The organism is Brevibacillus sp. FSL K6-2834 (assembly GCF_038592925.1).
Taxonomy (GTDB): Bacteria; Bacillota; Bacilli; order Brevibacillales; family Brevibacillaceae; genus Brevibacillus; species Brevibacillus borstelensis.
On record NZ_CP151945.1, the window covers coordinates 959,025 to 978,089 of the forward strand.

At 46.2% G+C, this 19,065-nt stretch carries 8 protein-coding genes; 7 read left to right on the forward strand and 1 reads right to left on the reverse strand.

Annotated features, from left to right (window positions below; translation table 11 throughout):
* Positions 1-6: 6 nt before the first annotated feature.
* The 7 genes from NST96_RS04905 to ltaE are packed head-to-tail and all read left to right on the forward strand — an operon-like array spanning position 7 to position 17,871.
* Positions 7-8,184 carry an amino acid adenylation domain-containing protein gene (locus NST96_RS04905; protein ID WP_342405652.1) on the forward strand — a complete coding sequence of 2,726 codons (8,178 nt, stop codon included), beginning with the start codon at positions 7-9 and terminating at the stop codon, positions 8,182-8,184.
* Between the two features lie 29 nt (positions 8,185-8,213).
* The gene (locus NST96_RS04910) at positions 8,214-12,161 is read left to right on the forward strand and encodes an amino acid adenylation domain-containing protein (RefSeq protein ID WP_327956236.1); all 3,948 of its coding nucleotides are present in this window, start codon (positions 8,214-8,216) and stop codon (positions 12,159-12,161) included.
* Between the two features lie 4 nt (positions 12,162-12,165).
* Positions 12,166-13,671 carry a lyase family protein gene (locus tag NST96_RS04915; protein ID WP_003389359.1) on the forward strand — a complete coding sequence of 502 codons (1,506 nt, stop codon included), beginning with the start codon at positions 12,166-12,168 and terminating at the stop codon, positions 13,669-13,671.
* Positions 13,668-14,558 carry a hypothetical protein gene (locus NST96_RS04920; protein ID WP_003389357.1) on the forward strand — a complete coding sequence of 297 codons (891 nt, stop codon included), beginning with the start codon at positions 13,668-13,670 and terminating at the stop codon, positions 14,556-14,558. The genes NST96_RS04915 and NST96_RS04920 overlap by 4 nt, the downstream gene beginning before the upstream one ends.
* On the forward strand, positions 14,558-15,613 hold the full coding sequence (locus NST96_RS04925; protein ID WP_003389356.1) for a cysteine synthase family protein: 1,056 nt from the start codon (positions 14,558-14,560) through the stop codon (positions 15,611-15,613). The genes NST96_RS04920 and NST96_RS04925 overlap by 1 nt, the downstream gene beginning before the upstream one ends.
* On the forward strand, positions 15,588-16,844 hold the full coding sequence (locus tag NST96_RS04930) for an ATP-grasp domain-containing protein (protein WP_003389355.1): 1,257 nt from the start codon (positions 15,588-15,590) through the stop codon (positions 16,842-16,844). Before NST96_RS04925 ends, NST96_RS04930 begins: the two co-directional genes overlap by 26 nt.
* Positions 16,825-17,871: a low-specificity L-threonine aldolase gene (ltaE, locus tag NST96_RS04935; protein ID WP_003389354.1), complete on the forward strand. Its 1,047-nt coding sequence runs from the start codon at positions 16,825-16,827 to the stop codon at positions 17,869-17,871. The genes NST96_RS04930 and ltaE overlap by 20 nt, the downstream gene beginning before the upstream one ends.
* On the opposite strand, the gene NST96_RS04940 is transcribed toward ltaE, so the two are convergent.
* On the reverse strand, positions 17,819-18,865 hold the full coding sequence (locus NST96_RS04940) for a helix-turn-helix transcriptional regulator (protein WP_342405655.1): 1,047 nt from the start codon (positions 18,863-18,865) through the stop codon (positions 17,819-17,821). The two genes, ltaE and NST96_RS04940, sit on opposite strands and share 53 nt — an antisense overlap.
* Between the last annotated feature and the right edge of the window lie 200 nt (positions 18,866-19,065).

Below are 19,065 nucleotides of genomic sequence, written 5' to 3' on the forward strand. Positions count from 1 at the left end.
AGAGCTATGAGCGTGATTCATATACAAGAAAATCGCATGAAGCTAGAGCAGTTTTCCAACATGGACGCATGCATTCATCATTTGATCGAACAGCAGGCGGCGATGACACCCAATCAGACAGCAGTCATTTATGAAGCAAGTGAGCTCAGTTATCAGCAGTTGAATGAAAAAGCCAATCAGTTTGCTCATTACCTGGTACAATGCGGGCTGCAAATTGAAGAGCCTGTCGCTGTTTGCATGGACCGCTCTCTGGAGATGGTCATTGTATTGCTGGGAGTGCTAAAGGCCGGAGGCGCCTACGTTCCCATTGACCCGAACTATCCGAAAAAACGTTTGGAATATATGTTGACGGATGCGAAGGCCCCCATCATTGTTACGACGCAGAGCAGAGAAATGATCTTTGCGGATCAGCAATTGGGAGATGCAAAGCTTGTTGTTGTCGACAAAGGGGAGGAATGGAGCAAGCAGCCCTCCCGTAATCTTGACATACCAATGACAGGCGACAACCTCATCTACATGATTTATACGTCGGGCTCCACTGGAAATCCCAAAGGGGTCATGAATACACACCGGGCTTTAAACAACCGTCTGCAGTGGATGCAAAAAGAGTTTCAATTAAACAGTTCTGATCGCATCCTGCAAAAAACGCCGTTCAGCTTCGATGTGTCAGTCTGGGAATTTTTTTGGCCGTTGCTTGCCGGGGCAACCCTTGTCATGGCCAGACCAGAAGCGCATAAAGATCCCGAATATCTGATCCAAACCGTTCAAGCGATGAACATTACGACCATGCACTTCGTACCGTCCATGCTGCAAATTTTTCTCGATACGTATCAAACAGAAACGCCGCTCCCGTCTCTCAAGCGGATTATTTGCAGTGGGGAAGCACTGACGAAGTCGATGGAGCTCGCCTTTTTCTCAAAATTTGACAAGGTTGAGCTGTACAACTTATACGGTCCCACAGAAGCGGCTATCGATGTCACCTACTGGAAGTGCACAGGCGATAAACGTGAAAAGGCAGTGCCCATCGGGTTTCCGATCAGCAATATTCGCTTGCATATTATCGATGGGGAAAACCTGATAACGGAGCCAGGGGTCGCAGGCGAACTGCATATTGGCGGAATCGGACTTGCAAGAGGCTACCATAACAAACCGGAGCTGACCGAGGAAAAATTTATTGCTGATCCCTTCCACGAAGGCGAGCGTCTGTACAAAACGGGCGATTTGTGCAGATACCGCGAAGACGGTGCCATCGAATATATCGGCAGGATCGATTTCCAAGTAAAAATACGCGGATACCGGATTGAACTGGGTGAAATTGAAGCAGCCATGGAGCGCTTGCCCAATATCAAGCAGTGTGTCGTTACTGCCGTTCGCGAAGGCGACCACACCTTCCTTGTTGCTTATGTGACCGTCCTGGACGACGAGAAATGGGAAGAAAATAGCGTTCGTAAACAAATGGAGGAGCAGCTGCCTGATTATATGATTCCTTCATTTTTTGTCCGCTTGGATGGGTTCCCCTTATCGTCCAATGGAAAGGTTGATCGAAAAAGTCTGCCTGCTCCCCAGAAAAACAGGATTGTTCCTGCAGAGCGTCAACCACAAACGGAGACCGAAAAAATAGTGGCTTCATTTTGGAAAGAGCTTCTGTTTTTAGACGATGTAGGTATTGATACACCGTTTCTCCATGTGGGGGGCAACTCGCTTTTTGCTGCCCGTTTTGTGACTCGCTTAAAGCAGCGGCTGCCAATCCATCTTACGTTGAAAGATGTTTTTCAGCATCCTACCATTCGTCAATTGAGTGCATTTATCGATTCACAATCTTTTATCTCGGAAGAGCAGACTTTGCTGCCGGCGAAGAACGACGAGAAGAAAAGAGAGTTGTCGTTTGCGCAAAAGCGGCTCTGGTTTATTAATGAATGGCAGGGAACCAGCTCCTTGTACAACTTGCCTACCTATTTCGAAATAACAGGACCCTTGCAGTACGATGCTTTTCTTGCCAGTCTGGAGCATTTGCTTGCGCGGCATGAAGTATTAAGGGTCAACTTTATCGAAGAGGACGGTCGTCCTTTCCAAGTGATTGATGATTCGAAGAAAAGCAATTTGGAACGGATCTCTTTATCTGATCAGCCGTATGAGTTAGCGAAACAAACAGCGCTGCAAGCGATGGAAGAAGACGCGAAGATTCCATTCGAACTGACATCCGACCCGCTGTATCGGTTTAAGCTGTATAAGCTGTCTGATAACCAGCATCTCTTTTATTACAATGTTCATCATATCGTCTGGGATGGCTGGTCGAACTATGTTTTCCAATCAGACCTTCTCAAGAAATACAACGAAATAGTAGGCGGCACAGACTGTGAAGTACAGGAAGCTATGGAAGGGCAGGTCCAATATAGTGACTACGTGACCTGGCAGAATGCTTTTATTGATTCCCCGGTTTACCGGGAGCAGATGGACTTTTGGAAAACACAACTGGGCACCGAGGCTCCTTCTATCAAGTTGATGGCGAATCAGAAGAAGACGCATCCGGATGGTCATAATGGGGCCGTCAGCACGTTCCAGATTCCGAACCAGGTGTTAGAGCAACTGAAAGCGTTTTGCAAACAGAACAATACGACCCTTTTCATGGCGATGCTTTCGCTCTTTAAATTGTTGATTTATCGCTTGTCACAGGAAAAGGACATTGCGATTGGGACAACGGCTGCAGGGCGAAATCACGCCAAACTGGAAGGGTTGCTCGGATTTTTTGTAAACACATTGGTGATTCGAAATGAAATTCGCGAAGGCACCAGCTTTGTTGAACTTGTCCAGCAAGTAAGCGATACGGCGGTAAAAGCGTTCTCCCATGGAGACGTTCCTTTTGACAAAGTGGTGGAGGAGCTTCAACCGCATCGTTCAGTCAACCAGCAGCCTCTGTTTCAATATATGTTCACCTTCCAGGATTTCGCGTTTGACCCGGCGCAGGGAAATCAACTGGCGGTCAGCGAACCGATTTCGCTCCATAACGACACCGCCAAGTTTGATCTAACGCTGTTCATGGAACGGAGTGGCGAAGAATATATCGGAAAATGGGAATATCGGACAGACCTGTTTGAGGAAGAGACGATCAAACGATTTAGTTCGCATTTCCTGCAGCTATGTGAGCGAGTATTGGCACAGCCATTTACTGCTGTTGAACAGCTTCCCGTGCTGAGCGAGAGAGAAAAGGCGTTCATGATTCACACGTTAAATGAGACAGCATGCGAATTTCCGGATGTTGCCTTGCATGAATGGTTTGAAGCCCAGGCGATGAAAACGCCGGACAACATCGCCGCCGAGTATGAAGGGGAGTGCCTGACCTACAGGGAGCTTGATGAGAAGGCGAATCAACTGGCTCACTTGCTCCGTGAAAAGGGCGTAGCTCCCGACACGCCGGTAGGCTTATGCATGGAACGGTCTTTGGAACTGGTCGTGTCCATGATGGGAATCCTGAAAGCGGGCGGTGCTTTTCTGCCGATTGATACGGAAGTCCCTTGGGAACGGGCTTACGCCATTTTGCGGGATGCGGGGGCTTCGATTTGCATAACGCAGCCAGGGACAAGGCTGCAGGAAACAAAAGATATCGAGCTGCTTTCCTATCTGATGCAGGAGAGCCTTTTGGAAGGATATCCAGTCACGAAACCGGATGTTCAAGTCACCCCTGACCATCTCGTTTCGATCTATTACACATCAGGCTCAACGGGAAAACCCAAAGGCGTCAGCAACACGCATAAAGGCTGGGTTAACCGGATGAACTGGATGCAGAACAAGCATCGTCTACAGGCACACGAAGTCGCATTGCAGAAAACAATCCTGACGTTTGATGATTCCGCCGTCGAGATTTTCTGGCCGTTGACAGTCGGAGCGAAGATCGCGTTTCTGCCCAAAGGAGCGCACCGGGACCCGGTCAGTATTATCGAATATGCAATCAAGCACAACGTTTCCTTGCTTCAGTTTGTTCCGAGCATGCTGAAAATGGTGCTGGAGCAAATCACACCGGTTCAAAGACAGCAGTTGACGAACCTGCGCATTGTCGTATCCAGCGGGGAAGCATTGCATGCCGACGTGGTCCGCTCGTTCTATGAAAAGATGCCAGGCAAGCTGTTCAACACATGGGGAGCTACGGAGGTCTCGATTGATTCCACATGTTTTGATTGCGAGCCGGATGTGGAGAACAGCTCTGAAATTGTTTCCGTCGGACGTCCGATCGACAATAACCGCATTTATGTACTGGACAAGTTTTTAGAACCGGTTCCGCCTGGCGTCCCTGGTGATTTATACATTGCCGGCATCGGCCTGGCCAGAGGCTATATCAACAATCCGGAAAGAACGGCTCAGTCCTTTATTCCCGATCCGTTTTATCCGGGGGAGTTCATGTACCGAACCGGTGATAGAGGGTACTTGAAACCAGATGGAAACATTATGTTCCTCGGCCGCCAGGACAATCAAATCAAGCTAAGAGGAATGCGTGTCGAACTCGGTGAGATCGAAACCACGCTGAGGGCTATCGCGGGGGTTTCCGAAGCTGTCGTCATCGTCCATAAAACCGAGTCTGACATTCAATATTTGGCTGCCTACTATACGTCCGCAGAAGGCGACATTCAACCCGGCGTATTAAAGCATGAGCTGAAAAAGGTGCTGCCTGATTATATGGTTCCCAGCTATTACGTTCAACTGCAGGCGTTCCCGTTAAATGCGAATGGGAAAATCGATCGGCACCAGCTGCCAAAACCATCCGAGCAAAATCTTGCTGCTGTTGGCGCTTACGTTGCCCCCAAGAACGACAAGGAACAAGCTATTTTGTCCATTTGGCTTGAGAAATTGGGCGTACAAAAAATAGGAGTCCAAGATAACTTCTTCGAGTTAGGCGGACATTCCTTATTAGCGGTTCAGATTATCTCGGAAGTAAATAAAAAGTTTGAGTCAAGGCTTTACGTGAAAGATCTGTTCGAAAATCCAACGATTGAAACATTGGCTGGCGTTTTGGAAAAGCGCAAGAACAGTGATGCGAGCAGCCCGGTTATGGAATTGGCTGATCGCAATCAACCGTTCCCTCTTTCGGATGCCCAAAAGCGGATTTGGTTTTTAGACCAGCTCTACCAAGACACAAAACATAATATGCCGCTCGTTTTAAAATTCCATGGATCTGTCGATTCAGAGAGATTGCAGGATTGCCTGAACCAACTGATTGACAGGCATGAATCATTGCGCACCGCTTTTCTCAATAAAAACGGCGAGCCAATCCAACGCATCTTGCCCCACGCCACAATTTCTTTGCAGGTGGAAGAGTGGGGAGATCGGGAATTGCAACAGATCGTGCGACGAGAAATGTCCATTCCGTTTGATCTTGCTGCGGCACCCTTGGTCAGAGGCACTCTGGTGAAAGGGAAGTCGGCGGATGTCCTGGTGCTTACCTTCCATCATATTATCAGTGATGGCTGGTCTCTAAAGGTTGTGAAAGAAGAGCTTCTGAAGCTGTATGCGGGTGAACGGACATTTTTAGAGGAAAAGCCTGTGCAATATGTGGACTACCTGTTAAGACACAACGATTTTATCAATCAGGCGGAATATCAGGAGCAGCTTTCCTATTGGAAGAAAAAGTTTGACGGAGAGATTCCCTTGCTTCAGCTTCCCATTAGCAGAAGCCGGCAAAGGGAGGGCAAGACGGGAAATGAAACGCTGAGAAAATCTTTGTCCATGCAAGTATCAAGCGACATAAAAGCTTTCAGTCAGGAACAGAGAGTCACACCTTTTATGACGCTGCTATCCGTATTCGGCGTACTGCTGTCCAGACTGTCCCAGCAAACCGATTTGATCATCGGCACTCCCGTAGTCAATCGGAATACCTCAGAATTGGAGAAGTCCGTAGGTCTCTATTTGAATACATTGCCATTGCGGATGGAACTTGATGCAAATGCGACATACAGAGATGTGTTGGATCAGGCAAAACAGACGGTGCTGGAGGCGTTTGCCAATCAGGATATTCCTTTTGAAAAAATTGTGGAAGAAGTGAATCCGAAGCGGAACCTTAACCGCAATCCGTTATTTGATGTGTCCATTAACTATCGCAGCTTCGATGAACCTAAGACATACGCAGCCGATAATGTGGTCGTGGAAGAGATCGAAGTGGATGAAATTGAATCGAAGTTCTTCATGACGCTCTATATTGAGGAAGCCGCAGACGGATTCCATCTAACGCTCGCCTATCAAAATCAATTGTTTGAAAAAGAGCGGATGGCTGAGTTTCTGAATCAGTATATCCACTTGTTGCAGCAGGCGATGAAACTGGCAGATCAATCCATCCAATCCTACTCATTGGTCACTGAACAAGCCAAACGCATTTTGCCTGACCCAACCGCGAGACTTCAACAGATCGATTATCCACGTATTATTGAACAAGTGAAGTACTGGAGTGAGCAGGCTCCCCATCAGGTTGCCGTAGAAGATAACGAAAAATCGTATACCTATCGGGAATTGTTCCAAGATTCCCTGCGGATTGCAAAAGGTTTGCGCCGCCGAAATGTACATTCCGGAGATGTAGTAGCTCTATATGGAGATAGAAGCTATGAAATGATTATCTCGATGATGGGCGTACATTTGGCAGATGCCATTTTTATGAACATGGACACGCAAGTACCGGAAAAAAGATTCGAGTCCATGCTACAGATTGCAAACGCACGCGTGATCGTAACGAGCGAGACACTGGGCCAAACATACAAAGACGCACTGGCAGCAAGTGGAGTCCAATCATTTGAAGTGAGCGACCTGCTAAAAGAAGAAGCGGAGACGGGCACTGATCTGCCTCCAGCGTATACTTGTCCGGATGCCTATATTTTCTTTACATCAGGAACAACGGGAGAGCCGAAAGGAATCCTGGGTACGCACAACAGTATCTCTCACTTCTTGAACTGGCAGCGGCAAGAATTCGGTGTCACGACTAAGGATCGCAACGCGCAGCTCATTCACATTACATTTGATGCGTACCTGCGAGATGTCTTTTTGCCATTGACAAGTGGAGCGTCTCTCTTCATTCCTTCGAAGCAAGAAACAGATATGCTCGATTGGCTGGCGAAAAAAGAGATTACGATGCTCCATACGGTCCCATCGCTCGCGGGCCATTGGCTCAAGCAACCAGCAAAGACAAAGTCATTGCCGTCATTGCGACATGTATTTTTTTCAGGAGAACCTTTGCTTGCCAGTCTCGTTCATGCTTGGCGTGAAATCACGGATGCCCAAATGAATAATTTCTATGGCCAGACAGAGACGACTCTGATCAAGTGCTTCTATGTAGTTCCAAAGGAGCTTGCCGAAGAGGTCCAGCCGCTAGGCAATCCAATGCCAGACACGCAATTGCTGATTGTCAATCAGGAAAAACAGCTATGCGGGATTGGGGAACCAGGAGAGATAATGGTTCGCACTCCTTATCGGACGAAAGGATATTTGAATAAGGAACTAGAGGCGTTTATCCCCAACTTTTTTGATCCAGAAGATGATATTTACTTGTATCGCAGCGGTGACATGGGACGCTATCGACCGGATGGAAGCTTGGAAATCATAGGTCGAGCAGACGATCAAATCAAAATAAGGGGCGTCCGTATTGATAAAAACGAGATTGTCGCAGCTATTCTGAGACAGCCATACACGAAACAGTGCATCATTTTAGATGCAAAACAAGCAGATGAGATCCAGTTGAATGCCTATATCGTAATGGAGGACGGCCACAAGCTCTATCCGGATCAGCTGCGGAAAGTTTTGCGCAATGAATTGCCACTGGTTATGATTCCGAACCGATTTATCCAGATTGATGAGGTGCCTGTAACCTCCATAGGCAAAATCGATCGAAAAAAACTGGCGGCTCTTGAAGTTTTTGAAGAGGCAGAATCAGATGACGTTTTCCAAACTCCTTTGGAAATGGAGCTGGGAAAAATTTGGACAAAGTTGTTGCCTGTGTCATCCGTAGGGCCCAACAGCAATTTCTTTGAATGCGGGGGGCATTCTCTGCTCATTGTAAAAATGATATCACGCATAGACAGCCTCGGTTATGAGATCAGCTTAATGGATGTCTTCGAATATCCCACGATCAGAGGCTTAGCTGCCCTCATGCCAGAGAGAAAGAAAAAGGATCTATCTATTCGAAAAGTCACACGGATTAAGCAAAAGTTATAAACTTCATTATGAATGAAGGCAGGGATAACATGGGTTCGCTATCCGTAGAAAATGAAGTCTATCTGCTTCCGTCTTCCTATGGTCAAAACCGAATTTGGTTTTTTGAACAAATGCTTCCAAATAGTCCTACCTACCATATACCGATTCTCCTGAAAATAACAGGAGATCTACAGCCAGCCGTATTAGAGAAAACGATTCAAAAAATAATAGAACGACATGAAGTTCTTCGCACTACTTTTTTAGAAGTCGAAGGGGAACTGAAACAAAAGGTTTCCCTTCACTTCCCTTCTTTTAGATTAGACGTGAAGACAAAAGAGGAGCTGGAAGAAGAGAAGCCTTTGACGGAGCATCTCAAGGAATTTGCTCTTGAGCCATTTGATTTGGAAAAAGGTCCGTTAATCAAATTCCAGCTTGTCCAGCTAAGCGCTGACCAATATTATTTGCTAGTGAATATTCACCACATTATTTTTGATGCTTGGTCCTTGGAAGTATTGCAGAAGGAAATTGTTACCATCTATACGATGGTTGAACAAGGCCGAGAAGCTGAATGCGGGGAACTTCCCCTCCAGTACGCAGACTACGCAAACTGGCAAAAGGAAATGTTCGAGGGAGAAACGCTGCAAAAAAAGTTGAATTTTTGGCAACAGCATTTGGATAATATCCCCTCCTTGCTGGAGCTTCCAACGGATCGGCCGAGGCCTAAAGAAATAACTTACGCAGGAGACATTGTCAAATTTGACTTGCCATTGGATGTAATTGAGCCCATAACGACTTTTTGCCGGACCCATCAAGCTACCCATTATACATTCTTTCTTGCCACGTTTAATGTGTTGCTTTACCGGTATACGGGACAAAAAGATATTGTGATCGGGACACCGATCACCAATCGACCTAATCAGATGATTCAAGATTTAATCGGTTTTTTTGTAAATACACTACCGGTGCGGACGTTTATCAGACCGTATAGCAGCTTTTTGAATATCTTGAAAACCACGATCAAATCATTTCTGCAGACCTATGAAAATAGCGAGGTTCCCTTTGAAAAATTAGTTCAGGAGTTAAAACCTGATCGGGACAGCAGCTACCATCCCATTTTTCAAGCGCTGTTCACTCTCCAAGACTATCAGAAAAAGGAAGTAGAAGTTCCGTTTACGATGGAATATGAAAAAATCAGCACAAATACTTCGAAATTTGATCTCGTGCTGTACATGTCATGCAGCAAACAAACGATGTCGGGTGAGATCGAATACAGCACGGATTTGTTCAATCGAAAAACAATGGAGCGTTTCGCTCAACACTATATTACGTTGATCCGAGAAATCTTGAAAAATCCTGACAAGCCCATTTGCAAATTGAACATTTTGACAGAGGAAGAGAAAAACCATGTTATTGAAAATAACGTCATTCTTGCCGAAATGGGAACAGATCTCATACACCATCTAGTAGATAAACAAGCCCTCAAACACGCAAGCAAGATTGCAGTAAAGGGACATGATCATTCGTTTACGTACGAGGAATTGTATAAAAAGTCGAACCAAATAGCCCATGAGCTGATTCGACGCGATATTCAGCCGGGGAGCATCGTGGGAATCCGGTTGAAACGCTCCCCCGACCAAATTGCTTGTATATTGGGTGTTTTGAAAAGCGGCTGCGTGTATATGCCGATTGATCCTTCCTTGCCGGTTGAACGGGTTGAAATGATGGTAGATGATTCCAAAGCGGCCGTAATTATTACAGACGATCTTTCATTCAATGAATGGAAAGAGAAAACAATCCTGGAACCCGATGTGGTTTTTAACAATCAGACTGCCAAAGATGCAGTGGAACTTTCTCTGCCGCCGGAAGAGGCAGTTGCCTACGTCATCTATACTTCGGGAACAACAGGCAAACCCAAGGGTGTCAGCGTTACGCATGCGGCCTTAATCAACCACGTTCAAGGATTTATTCAGGAGTTCCAGATCGGGGAAGGCGAGATGTTTCTGCAAAACATCAGCTCCAGCTTCGATCCATCCATGAGTGAGATTTTTTGCTCGCTGGTAAGTGGGGGAACATTGGTAATTACTCATCCCGACAAGCAATTTGACATTGATTATTTAGCAGATGTGATAGCGCATGAAGCAATTACGGTAACACATTTGTTCCATAGCTTGATAGAAAAGCTGTTGGATCTTCCTTCCTTCAGGCAAAATAAAACCCTCAAGTATATATTTACCGGGGGCGAAGCATTGCCTAATCAGCTTGTTCGGAAATTTTATGAAAATATGAAAGGGGAGGTTGCATTCGTCAATTTATATGGACCAACAGAAGCGTGTGTGGCCGCAACCTATTGGAGATGTCATCCTGAGCAACAATACCCTACCGCTCCAATCGGCATCCCCTTCCCGAATTATCATCTCGTTGTGTTGGATGAAAACTTGCAGGCAGTCCCACAAGGTGTCGTCGGGGAGTTGTTTATTGGCGGGCATAGTGTTGCCAAGGGGTATGAGAACAATCCAGAGTTGACGGCTGAGGCCTTCCCCCTATTAGACGTGGCAGGTGTGACACGTCGATATTATCGCACGGGAGATTTGGTTAAACAGCTGGATACAGGAGATTACCTCTTCATTTCAAGGAAGGACACGCAGGTTAAGGTTCGGGGTTTCCGTATCGAGCTAGATGAAATTCGTCATGTATTGCAGCAACAGCCTGAGATTGAAGAGGCCGCTGTTCTTGTTGAAGAGGTAAAAGGGGATAAAAAGATCTTTGCTTTTGCCGTGAAGGAGCCCGGCGTGGAGATTTCTGCGAATGAATTGAAAAAACGCCTGGCCAAAAAGCTGCCTTATTATATGGTTCCGCATGTAATCAGGTGGCTCACGGAATTGCCGGTTTCCATTAATGGAAAGCTGGATAAAAAGCGGTTGTCATTTGACGTCAGCGACTTGGCAAGTGGCGAGAAAATACCGCCTCGCAATCAGATTGAGCAACAATTAGCTGATATTTGGAGGGAAGTTCTGGCTATCGACGACATTGGAATAAACGAAGACTTTTTTGATTTGGGTGGGCATAGCATCAAGGTCATCGAGATCGTGGGTCTAACGAGAAAAAGAATGAACATTCAGCTGTCCCCTTCTCAATTATTTCTTTATCGAACAATCGAAACGTTAAGCGAGTTTATACAGAGTGATCAATCTCAAGCTGGCAGCGGACTGATTCTCAAATTAAAAGAAGGCCGTTCCGGTGATCCCCCACTGTTTCTTGTTCATCCAGGGGGAGGGGGAGCAATCTGCTACGTTCCTCTTGCAAGAAATATAGCTCGGGATATCAACATTTACGGCATTCAATCACTAGGGTATGAAAAAAATGTTGAACCTCTGCAAGATATACGGGAGATGGCAAAGCTGTATGTCCATGAGGTACAAAAGATTCAACCGAAGGGCCCTTATCAGTTGGCAGGGTGGTCTTTTGGAGGAACAATCGCGGTTGAGATGGCGAGAATTTTTGAATCAAAAGGGGAAAAGGTGTCGTTCCTGGGATTGCTGGATGCCTACCCGTTTGATCAAGTAGCGAAAAAAAAGCACCGCTTGGATCCGTTAAGCGTGTGGGCAGACAGCTTGTCCATAGAAATCGAGCAGTTTAGCAGCAAACCGAAATTGGAAAAATGCCAGATTATTTTGGAAGCTGCCAAACAAAAAAAGCTATTGCCTCGAACGGCTGAATTGGAAGACGTATTTCGAATTATTACGGTAATGGCAGCAAATAACATGGCAAGCGATCACTATACATTTTCTGCTCCGATTAAAACAGATTTACATGCCTTCACTTGTCAGGAAGTCGATCCCAGAAAACTCCATGAGCTGGTGGATGTTGATAAATGGAGAGGAAGAACAACAGGGAAAGTGTACACCTACCCGATAATGGGGCATCACAATAATCTCATGTCGTCTCCTCAAGTCGAGTATCTCGGACAGAAAATCTCAGAAACTTTGAAACGGGGATAAGCTCATGAAAACACAGGTGACCGGGCGCGTGAAAAAAGCACCGCATGACACGTATACAGCAGCTGTTCTTTACCCGCAGTTTGAATATGAACTGGAAAACTACACAGAGCATTATATCCACATAGAAAAGGCTCTCTTGCAGTCTTACGAGAAAGCGAACATTCTCTCAAAGGATGAGGTCCGTTCCCTCTTGCAAGCAATAGACAGGATTGAGCGAGATGCTTTGTTGCAAAACTCGAAAGAAAATCTAACGGACATCGCCTTGACGTTGGAAAGAGCGATAGAGAAACAGTTGGAACAACCCGTGGTGAAATGGCATATTGATCGAAGCCGCAACGATTTTCAGGCATGTGCCCAACTGATGTTTGCCCGGGAGCAATGGATGCATCTGATTGAAAGAGTTGAAATACTGCGGGATGTCATCCTGGACAAAGCCAAGACATATGATTCCGTAATCATGCCCGGGTACACACATTTTCAGTCAGCTCAAATTATTAGTGTTGCCTTTTATCTTACGGCAGTCAGCAAACACCTTCTTGAAACAGAAAAGAGGATGCTGGGCGCATTAGAATCAATGAACAGGTACTGCCCACTCGGTTCCGGGGCTATGTCTGGTCAGGAGTATCCAGTGGACAACCTGCAATTGGCAAATGCTTTGGGATTTTCATCATACATAGGTCACGCCTTGAGCGGGGTTGCTTCGCGGGACTGGTTATTGGACATTGGAAGCTGCCTGACTTTCTTTGCGAACAATATGAGCCGCTTCTTGACTGACCTGATGAACTGGGGGAGCAGCGAGTACCAATTTATTGATTTTCCTGATGAACTCGCTGGCATTTCATCATCGATGCCACAAAAACGCAATTTTCCTATCTTGGAAAGAGCGAGAGGAAAAACGAGCCATCTCATCACCTACCATGTGGATTTTTTGCTGGGACAACGAAATACGGCCTATAGCAATCTGGTCGAAGTTTCCAAAGAATCAAGCAAAAATCTCCTCTCCCTTTTCAATGAGACGCACGTATTGTTTGATTTACTGATGCTGGTGTTTGAAAACATTTCTTTTCAGAAAGAAAAGATGCAGCAATGCTGCACAAAGGATTACTACGGAGGTTTTTCACTGGCAAATCGAATCACTGAAAAAAGCGGGATACCGTATCGCCAAGCGCAGGTGATAGCAGGACGATTTATCACACAGTCCATCCAAGCCGGACACTCCCCTCAGCATGTTTCGGTTGAGACCTTGCAAGAGATTTGTCATGAGTACGGCTTTGAAAACCAAATTACACAGCAAGAGTTGCAAGCGCTCTTTGCGGTCCATTCTGCCTTAACCATGAAGCGATCAACAGGGTCCACAAATCCGGATGCCGTAAAAGACATGATTGCCTTGCAAATGCAGGAGGCCGCCCAATGCAAGCAGGTATTCAATGGGATTTCCACCGAGGTCAAACGGAGATTGGAAGAATTGGATAGATGGATGATGTCTGAAGGTAAGGAGTATAGCCGATGAGACTGAAAGTAGGCAAAGGGGAAGCTCATGGCACATTTGGTGAGTTGTTGCAAGGCGTTTTGCCAAGCGGTCAGGACTTTTTGGTAACGTTTCCTGTTGACAGGTACTCGACATGCCAGTTTGTCTATTCCGCTCAGGACGAAGATCTGTGTGTACATCCTTCCTGGAAGAGGAAATCTCTGTATTTTGGCCAGAGAATTCTTGATTATTACCACTTGCCCATCAAAGGCACATTGTATCTGGAAAGCCAGCTTCAACAAGGAAAGGGATTGGCGAGTTCTACAGCAGATATGATGGCGACTGTGAAAGCAATTGAATCCTGCTATGACATAAACGTTCCTACCGAGGTGATCGAGGAGATCCTTCGCGATATCGAACCATCCGACGGCATCATGTACCCGGGCATCGTCTCTTATTATCACAAAGAAGTGAAACTGAGAGAATGGATAGGAGAATGCCCACCGTTGACTGTGATTGCTTTGGATGAGGGAGGAGAAGTAAATACAGTCGATTTCAATTGCAAGCCCAAACCATTCACTGATGAAGAGAAGCAAGAATATGGCATGCTGCTTGAGAAGATAACAGCTGCCATACGTGCTCAAGATGCAGAGGCAATTGGCGAGGTCGCTACCAGAAGCGCGGAATTAAACCAGAAGCTGCATCCGAAAAAGATGTTTGCCGAGGTGAAAAGAATATGCCGTTCAATTGAAGGAACGGGGATTGTAACGGCTCATAGCGGAACATTTATCGGGATCCTCCTTTCTGAAAACGACAGTGCGTATTCTGAAAAAGTAAAAGAAGGACTGTCTTTGTTGAAACAGCTTGGCTGCCCGACAGAAATATTCCATTCCATGTCCACTATAGAAAGAAAGAAGGTTCTGGTGTAATGGACAAGAGTCTGATCGAACTGATTGGAACAACGCCGTTAATTCGGCTGCGGTTGGACGAGAACAGCAAAGCCCCTGTCTATGCGAAACTAGAGCTGCTTAATCCCTACGGCATGAAAGACAGGGTAGCGAAAGAAATGATTATGGATGCCAAGAGAACCGGGCAGCTGCAAGAAAATGCACCGATTGTGGAAAGCTCGTCAGGAACGCTGGCTTTGGGCATAACCATGATCGGCACTTATTTGGGACATGAAGTCCACATTGTCACCGACCCGCGCATCGATGAACTAACGTTGGCAAAACTCAGAGCATTGGGAGCGCAGGTCCATATTGTAGAGAAAATGGAGCAGGATGGCGGCTGGCAAAAAGCAAGGCTGAACTACTTGCAAGGTTTGCTGGACAAATATCCAAATGCCTATTGGCCAAAACAGTACGAAAATCCGCAAAATCCGCTGGCCTATCAACAACTGGCCGATGACCTGGTTAAAGAGCTGGGACGCGTCGATTATCTTGTCGGATCGGTTGGAAGTGGAGGCTCCTTATGCGGGACTGCCAAAGCGTTGCGGGAAAGAAATCCCGACTTGACGGTCATAGCTGTAGATGCCGTAGGCAGCGTTATCTTCTACCAAACAGACAATCCGAAGCGTTTGCAAAGCGGCCTGGGCAACAGTTTGCGCTCACCCAATGTTGATTTTTCCGTAATCGACGAAGTTCACTGGTTAAACGATGAAGAAGCCTTCACATGGACACGTGAGCTCGCCAAACAGGAAAAAATCTTTGCGGGGAACAGCTCAGGCAGCGTGTACGCCGTATCAAGGTGGCTCAGCAGCCAGGTATCCGAACATTCAGTGATCGCGTGCATCTTCCCGGACAGGGGGGACCGATATATTCACTCGATTTACAACGATGATTTTTTCAATGTCCATCATCTGAATAAGGACAACCTGCGTCTTTCACCCAATCGCATGGAAGAATTAAAGGATGTCTCCGATTGGACCTACTTTCACTTTAACAAGGGGAAATTTCGGCATGAAGAGAAAACTGCTGTTTATTGAGTCAAATACGACTGGCACAGGCATGCTTGCTTTGGACAAAACAAAGGAATTGGGATATGATCCCGTGCTGTTGACCAATAAGCCGAGCCGCTATGAGGGCTTGTCTGACCAAAGCTGCGAAATCGTCATCTGCGATACAAACGATACGGAAAAGCTGGCTGATACAATTCAGCTCCGTTTTACCCTGGAGGATATCGCAGGAATTACGACGACAAGCGAATATTATATTTATACCGTTGCGCTTCTGGCTAAGCGATTCGGTTGGCGTGGCAATTCTCCCGATACGGTGAAAACGTGCAGGAGCAAAGCTGCTGTTCGCGCATTGCTGAGGGACACTCCCGAGCTTTATCAGCCCTGGTTTTTTACAGTCGACAACGTGCAGAAACTAGAGGAGATCAAGCAGCAGATACGATTCCCGTGCATCGTGAAGCCAGTGGATGACAGTGGCTCCAATCAGGTGGTAAAGTGTCTCTCCTACGAAGAGCTGTATCAGCGGGTGACGGACATATTGGCTGTGAAAGAGAATGTCCGTAGGCAACCGGCGGCTGGGGTTGCTTTGATCGAAGAATACGTGGAAGGACCTGAGTACAGTGTCGAAGTTTTCTCTTATGAAGGCCGACATTCGATCATCGGAATTACAGATAAAAGCATTGGGGGAGAGCCTTACTTCATAGAAACAGGCCATATTTTCCCATCCTTGTCTACCGACCAGATCAAAACAATCGTGGAAACGGGTGTGCTGTCCCTGCTGGAAAAGCTGGATTGGCGTTTTGGCCCGTGTCATCTGGAAATAAAAATCGTCAATCAAAAGGTTTTCCTGGTTGAGTGCAATGGACGATTGGCCGGGGGGATGATTCCGGAACTGATCCGGCATGCGACCGGTATGGACGTGTTGAAGGATCAGCTCAAAGCAGCGGTTGGCTTGTCCCCCGAGCTTGGCCGTCCGCCTATTCAATATGCAGGGATTCGCTTTCTGATCCCGCAAGAAACAGGCGAAATTGAGGAAGTGACCGGTATCGAACAGCTTCAGCAAATGCCAGGTGTGAAGGAAGTCGTATGCAGGGCAGAGCCGGGAAAGCTGGTGGATAGAATCGTAAATGCATACGGACGCTTGGGTTACATAATCGCAGTGGAAGCAGACGCAAGCAAGCTTCATCAGCTGCTGAATCTAATTGAAAAAGTCGAACTAAAGATGAAGGAGCGTGTGTCTGTTGCTAAACTTTCTGAGTGACACGGTTACCTTGCCGACGCAGGAAATGATGGATGCCATTCAACATGCCATGCTGGGAGATGACGTGTACGGACAGGATCAAACCGTAAATGAATTGGAGCGATTAGCCGCCAGCATGCTGGGGATGGAAGCTGCTTGCTTTATGCCCAGCGGCACAATGGCGAATCTATCATCGATCATGGCCCATTGCCCTCGTGGATCAAAGGTTTTGGTAGGCAATGAATCAGACATCTACATTTATGAAGCAGGCGGCGCTTCCGTATGCGGCGGGATTGTTTATGAGCCCATACCGACTCAAGCGGATGGACGCTTGTTGCTGGAGGATCTTGAAAGAGCGTTCCCCGTTGATGAAGAGGACCCTCAGTTTGCTTTGCCTGCTTTAATTTGTCTGGAAAATACCCACAATCGCTGTGGTGGAAAAGTTTTGCCGATCGCTTATTTGCAAGAGGTAAAGGAATTTGCAACAGAACGCAATGTTCCTGTCCACATGGATGGTGCCCGCATTTTTAATGCGGCAGTTGCCCTTGATGTGGATGTCAGGGAAATCACACAATATGCCGATTCGGTTCAATTTTGTTTATCAAAAGGATTGTCTGCCCCAATTGGTTCGATTGTAGCGGGAACTCAGTCCCATATAAACAAAGCGAGAAAAGTAAGAAAGATGTTGGGCGGAGGAATGAGGCAAGCGGGAATCGCCGCAGCGCCTGGTATTGTAGCTTTGCAAACAATGATTACGAGGTTGGATCAGGACCACAGGCATGCGAAACAATTGGCCGATGGATTGGCAAAGATAAACGGAATCGAATTGAATGCCCAAGAAGTGCAAACAAATATCGTCATCTTTCGCGTAACAGATCCTCGTTATACATGGAATTCATTTTTGCAGATGGCCAAGTCTCATGGCGTGATTTTTTCAGAGATGGGCTATGGGAGGATTAGAGCAGTTGTTCACAGGCATATAACGAGTGATGATATTAATAGAGCGGTTCAATTAGTAGAAGAGATGATGAAGAAAGGCCCGTCATAGCATACTGATTCTCGGTATGCTCTATTTTTTGTTCCCCTTCATCCAAGTGGTTTCGATCCGCAAGACGCTTGCATATTTTCTGGGTTTTTTGCAAAATGATGCGGCCTTCTTCTTTTTCTCCAAGCTGGAAATGGATTTCTGCAAGACTTCTTCCTGCTCGGGCGTACAATCGCTCGCGAAGCTCATATTTGAAGATGGAAACAGCATGCTCCAGATATTCTCTGGCATGTTCAAGGTTGCCCGTATGGCCATAAACAATGCCCAGCATATGATAGATTTCTCCTGCCGAATAATGCAAGTGATGAGAATATAAGTAGTTGAGCATTCGATAGCCCAGCTCCAGGCAGAGATCAAATCGGTTTTGGTGGTAGTGCATGTAGGCCAAGTTGTAGCCCAATCTGGGGAAAAGGGTTTTGTCCTCTACAAAAGGGAGGTTCTCCAATACATGCATGCTGCTTGTTAACAGTTGGTATGCCTCCGCTTTTTGATCCATTTCGATCAGTAACAGCGCAAGCGTGTTGGCAATATTGATATCCAGCTCATTGACGATTTTGTTGTTGGAAATCAACTTTCGAAATGTTTGCTCCGCTTTTCGCGGATGGCGGTCAATCCGGTAATACAGAATGCCCTTTTGCCATTCGATAAATCTCAGGAAGCTGCTGTCTCGAAAGTTTTGGTTCTTTTTGATAAAAGCGGTAGCTTCCTCGACGAGGTACTGGAGAGTGGTGTAATCATGAAAATATAGACTTTCCCGGCACAACCGATGAATCTTTGCAACAAAATGAATGAGCGTCTCGTTTTCATAAGAAAGCAGATAATCCACGGGAATCTTTAGTTTCCGGCATATGCTCTGCAAAATGTCCAAACGTGGTATATGGCTCCCCTTTTCAATCCGAAACAGAGTGGACTCGTCACAAATGTCTTCGGCGACATACTTTCTGGAATAGCCTCGTTTCTCTCGAAAATACTGAATTTTATCCCCAAGCGTTTTCATGACCAGTCTCCCTTGTATATCCTCTTTTACCAAATATTGCATGTTTGCATATACATTTTAACAGAATTCTCCCGTATATTTGAAGTATAATTTTTCAAAAATGGGAGGAATAAGATGGGTAGGAAAAAAATACTAGTAAATTCGCTTCAGTTATTCCCGTTGTTTCAGCAAACGCCTGTTTGCGGAACCGACATCAGATT

Bases quoted from the DNA above. Each gene is read 5' to 3' on its own strand.
- NST96_RS04905 (WP_342405652.1), top strand. From the start codon at position 7: ATGAGCGTGATTCATATACAAGAAAATCGCATGAAGCTAGAGCAGTTT.
- NST96_RS04910 (WP_327956236.1), top strand. From the start codon at position 8,214: ATGGGTTCGCTATCCGTAGAAAATGAAGTCTATCTGCTTCCGTCTTCC.
- NST96_RS04915 (WP_003389359.1), top strand. From the start codon at position 12,166: ATGAAAACACAGGTGACCGGGCGCGTGAAAAAAGCACCGCATGACACG.
- NST96_RS04920 (WP_003389357.1), top strand. From the start codon at position 13,668: ATGAGACTGAAAGTAGGCAAAGGGGAAGCTCATGGCACATTTGGTGAG.
- NST96_RS04925 (WP_003389356.1), top strand. From the start codon at position 14,558: ATGGACAAGAGTCTGATCGAACTGATTGGAACAACGCCGTTAATTCGG.
- NST96_RS04930 (WP_003389355.1), top strand. From the start codon at position 15,588: ATGAAGAGAAAACTGCTGTTTATTGAGTCAAATACGACTGGCACAGGC.
- NST96_RS04940 (WP_342405655.1), bottom strand. From the start codon at position 18,865: ATGAAAACGCTTGGGGATAAAATTCAGTATTTTCGAGAGAAACGAGGC.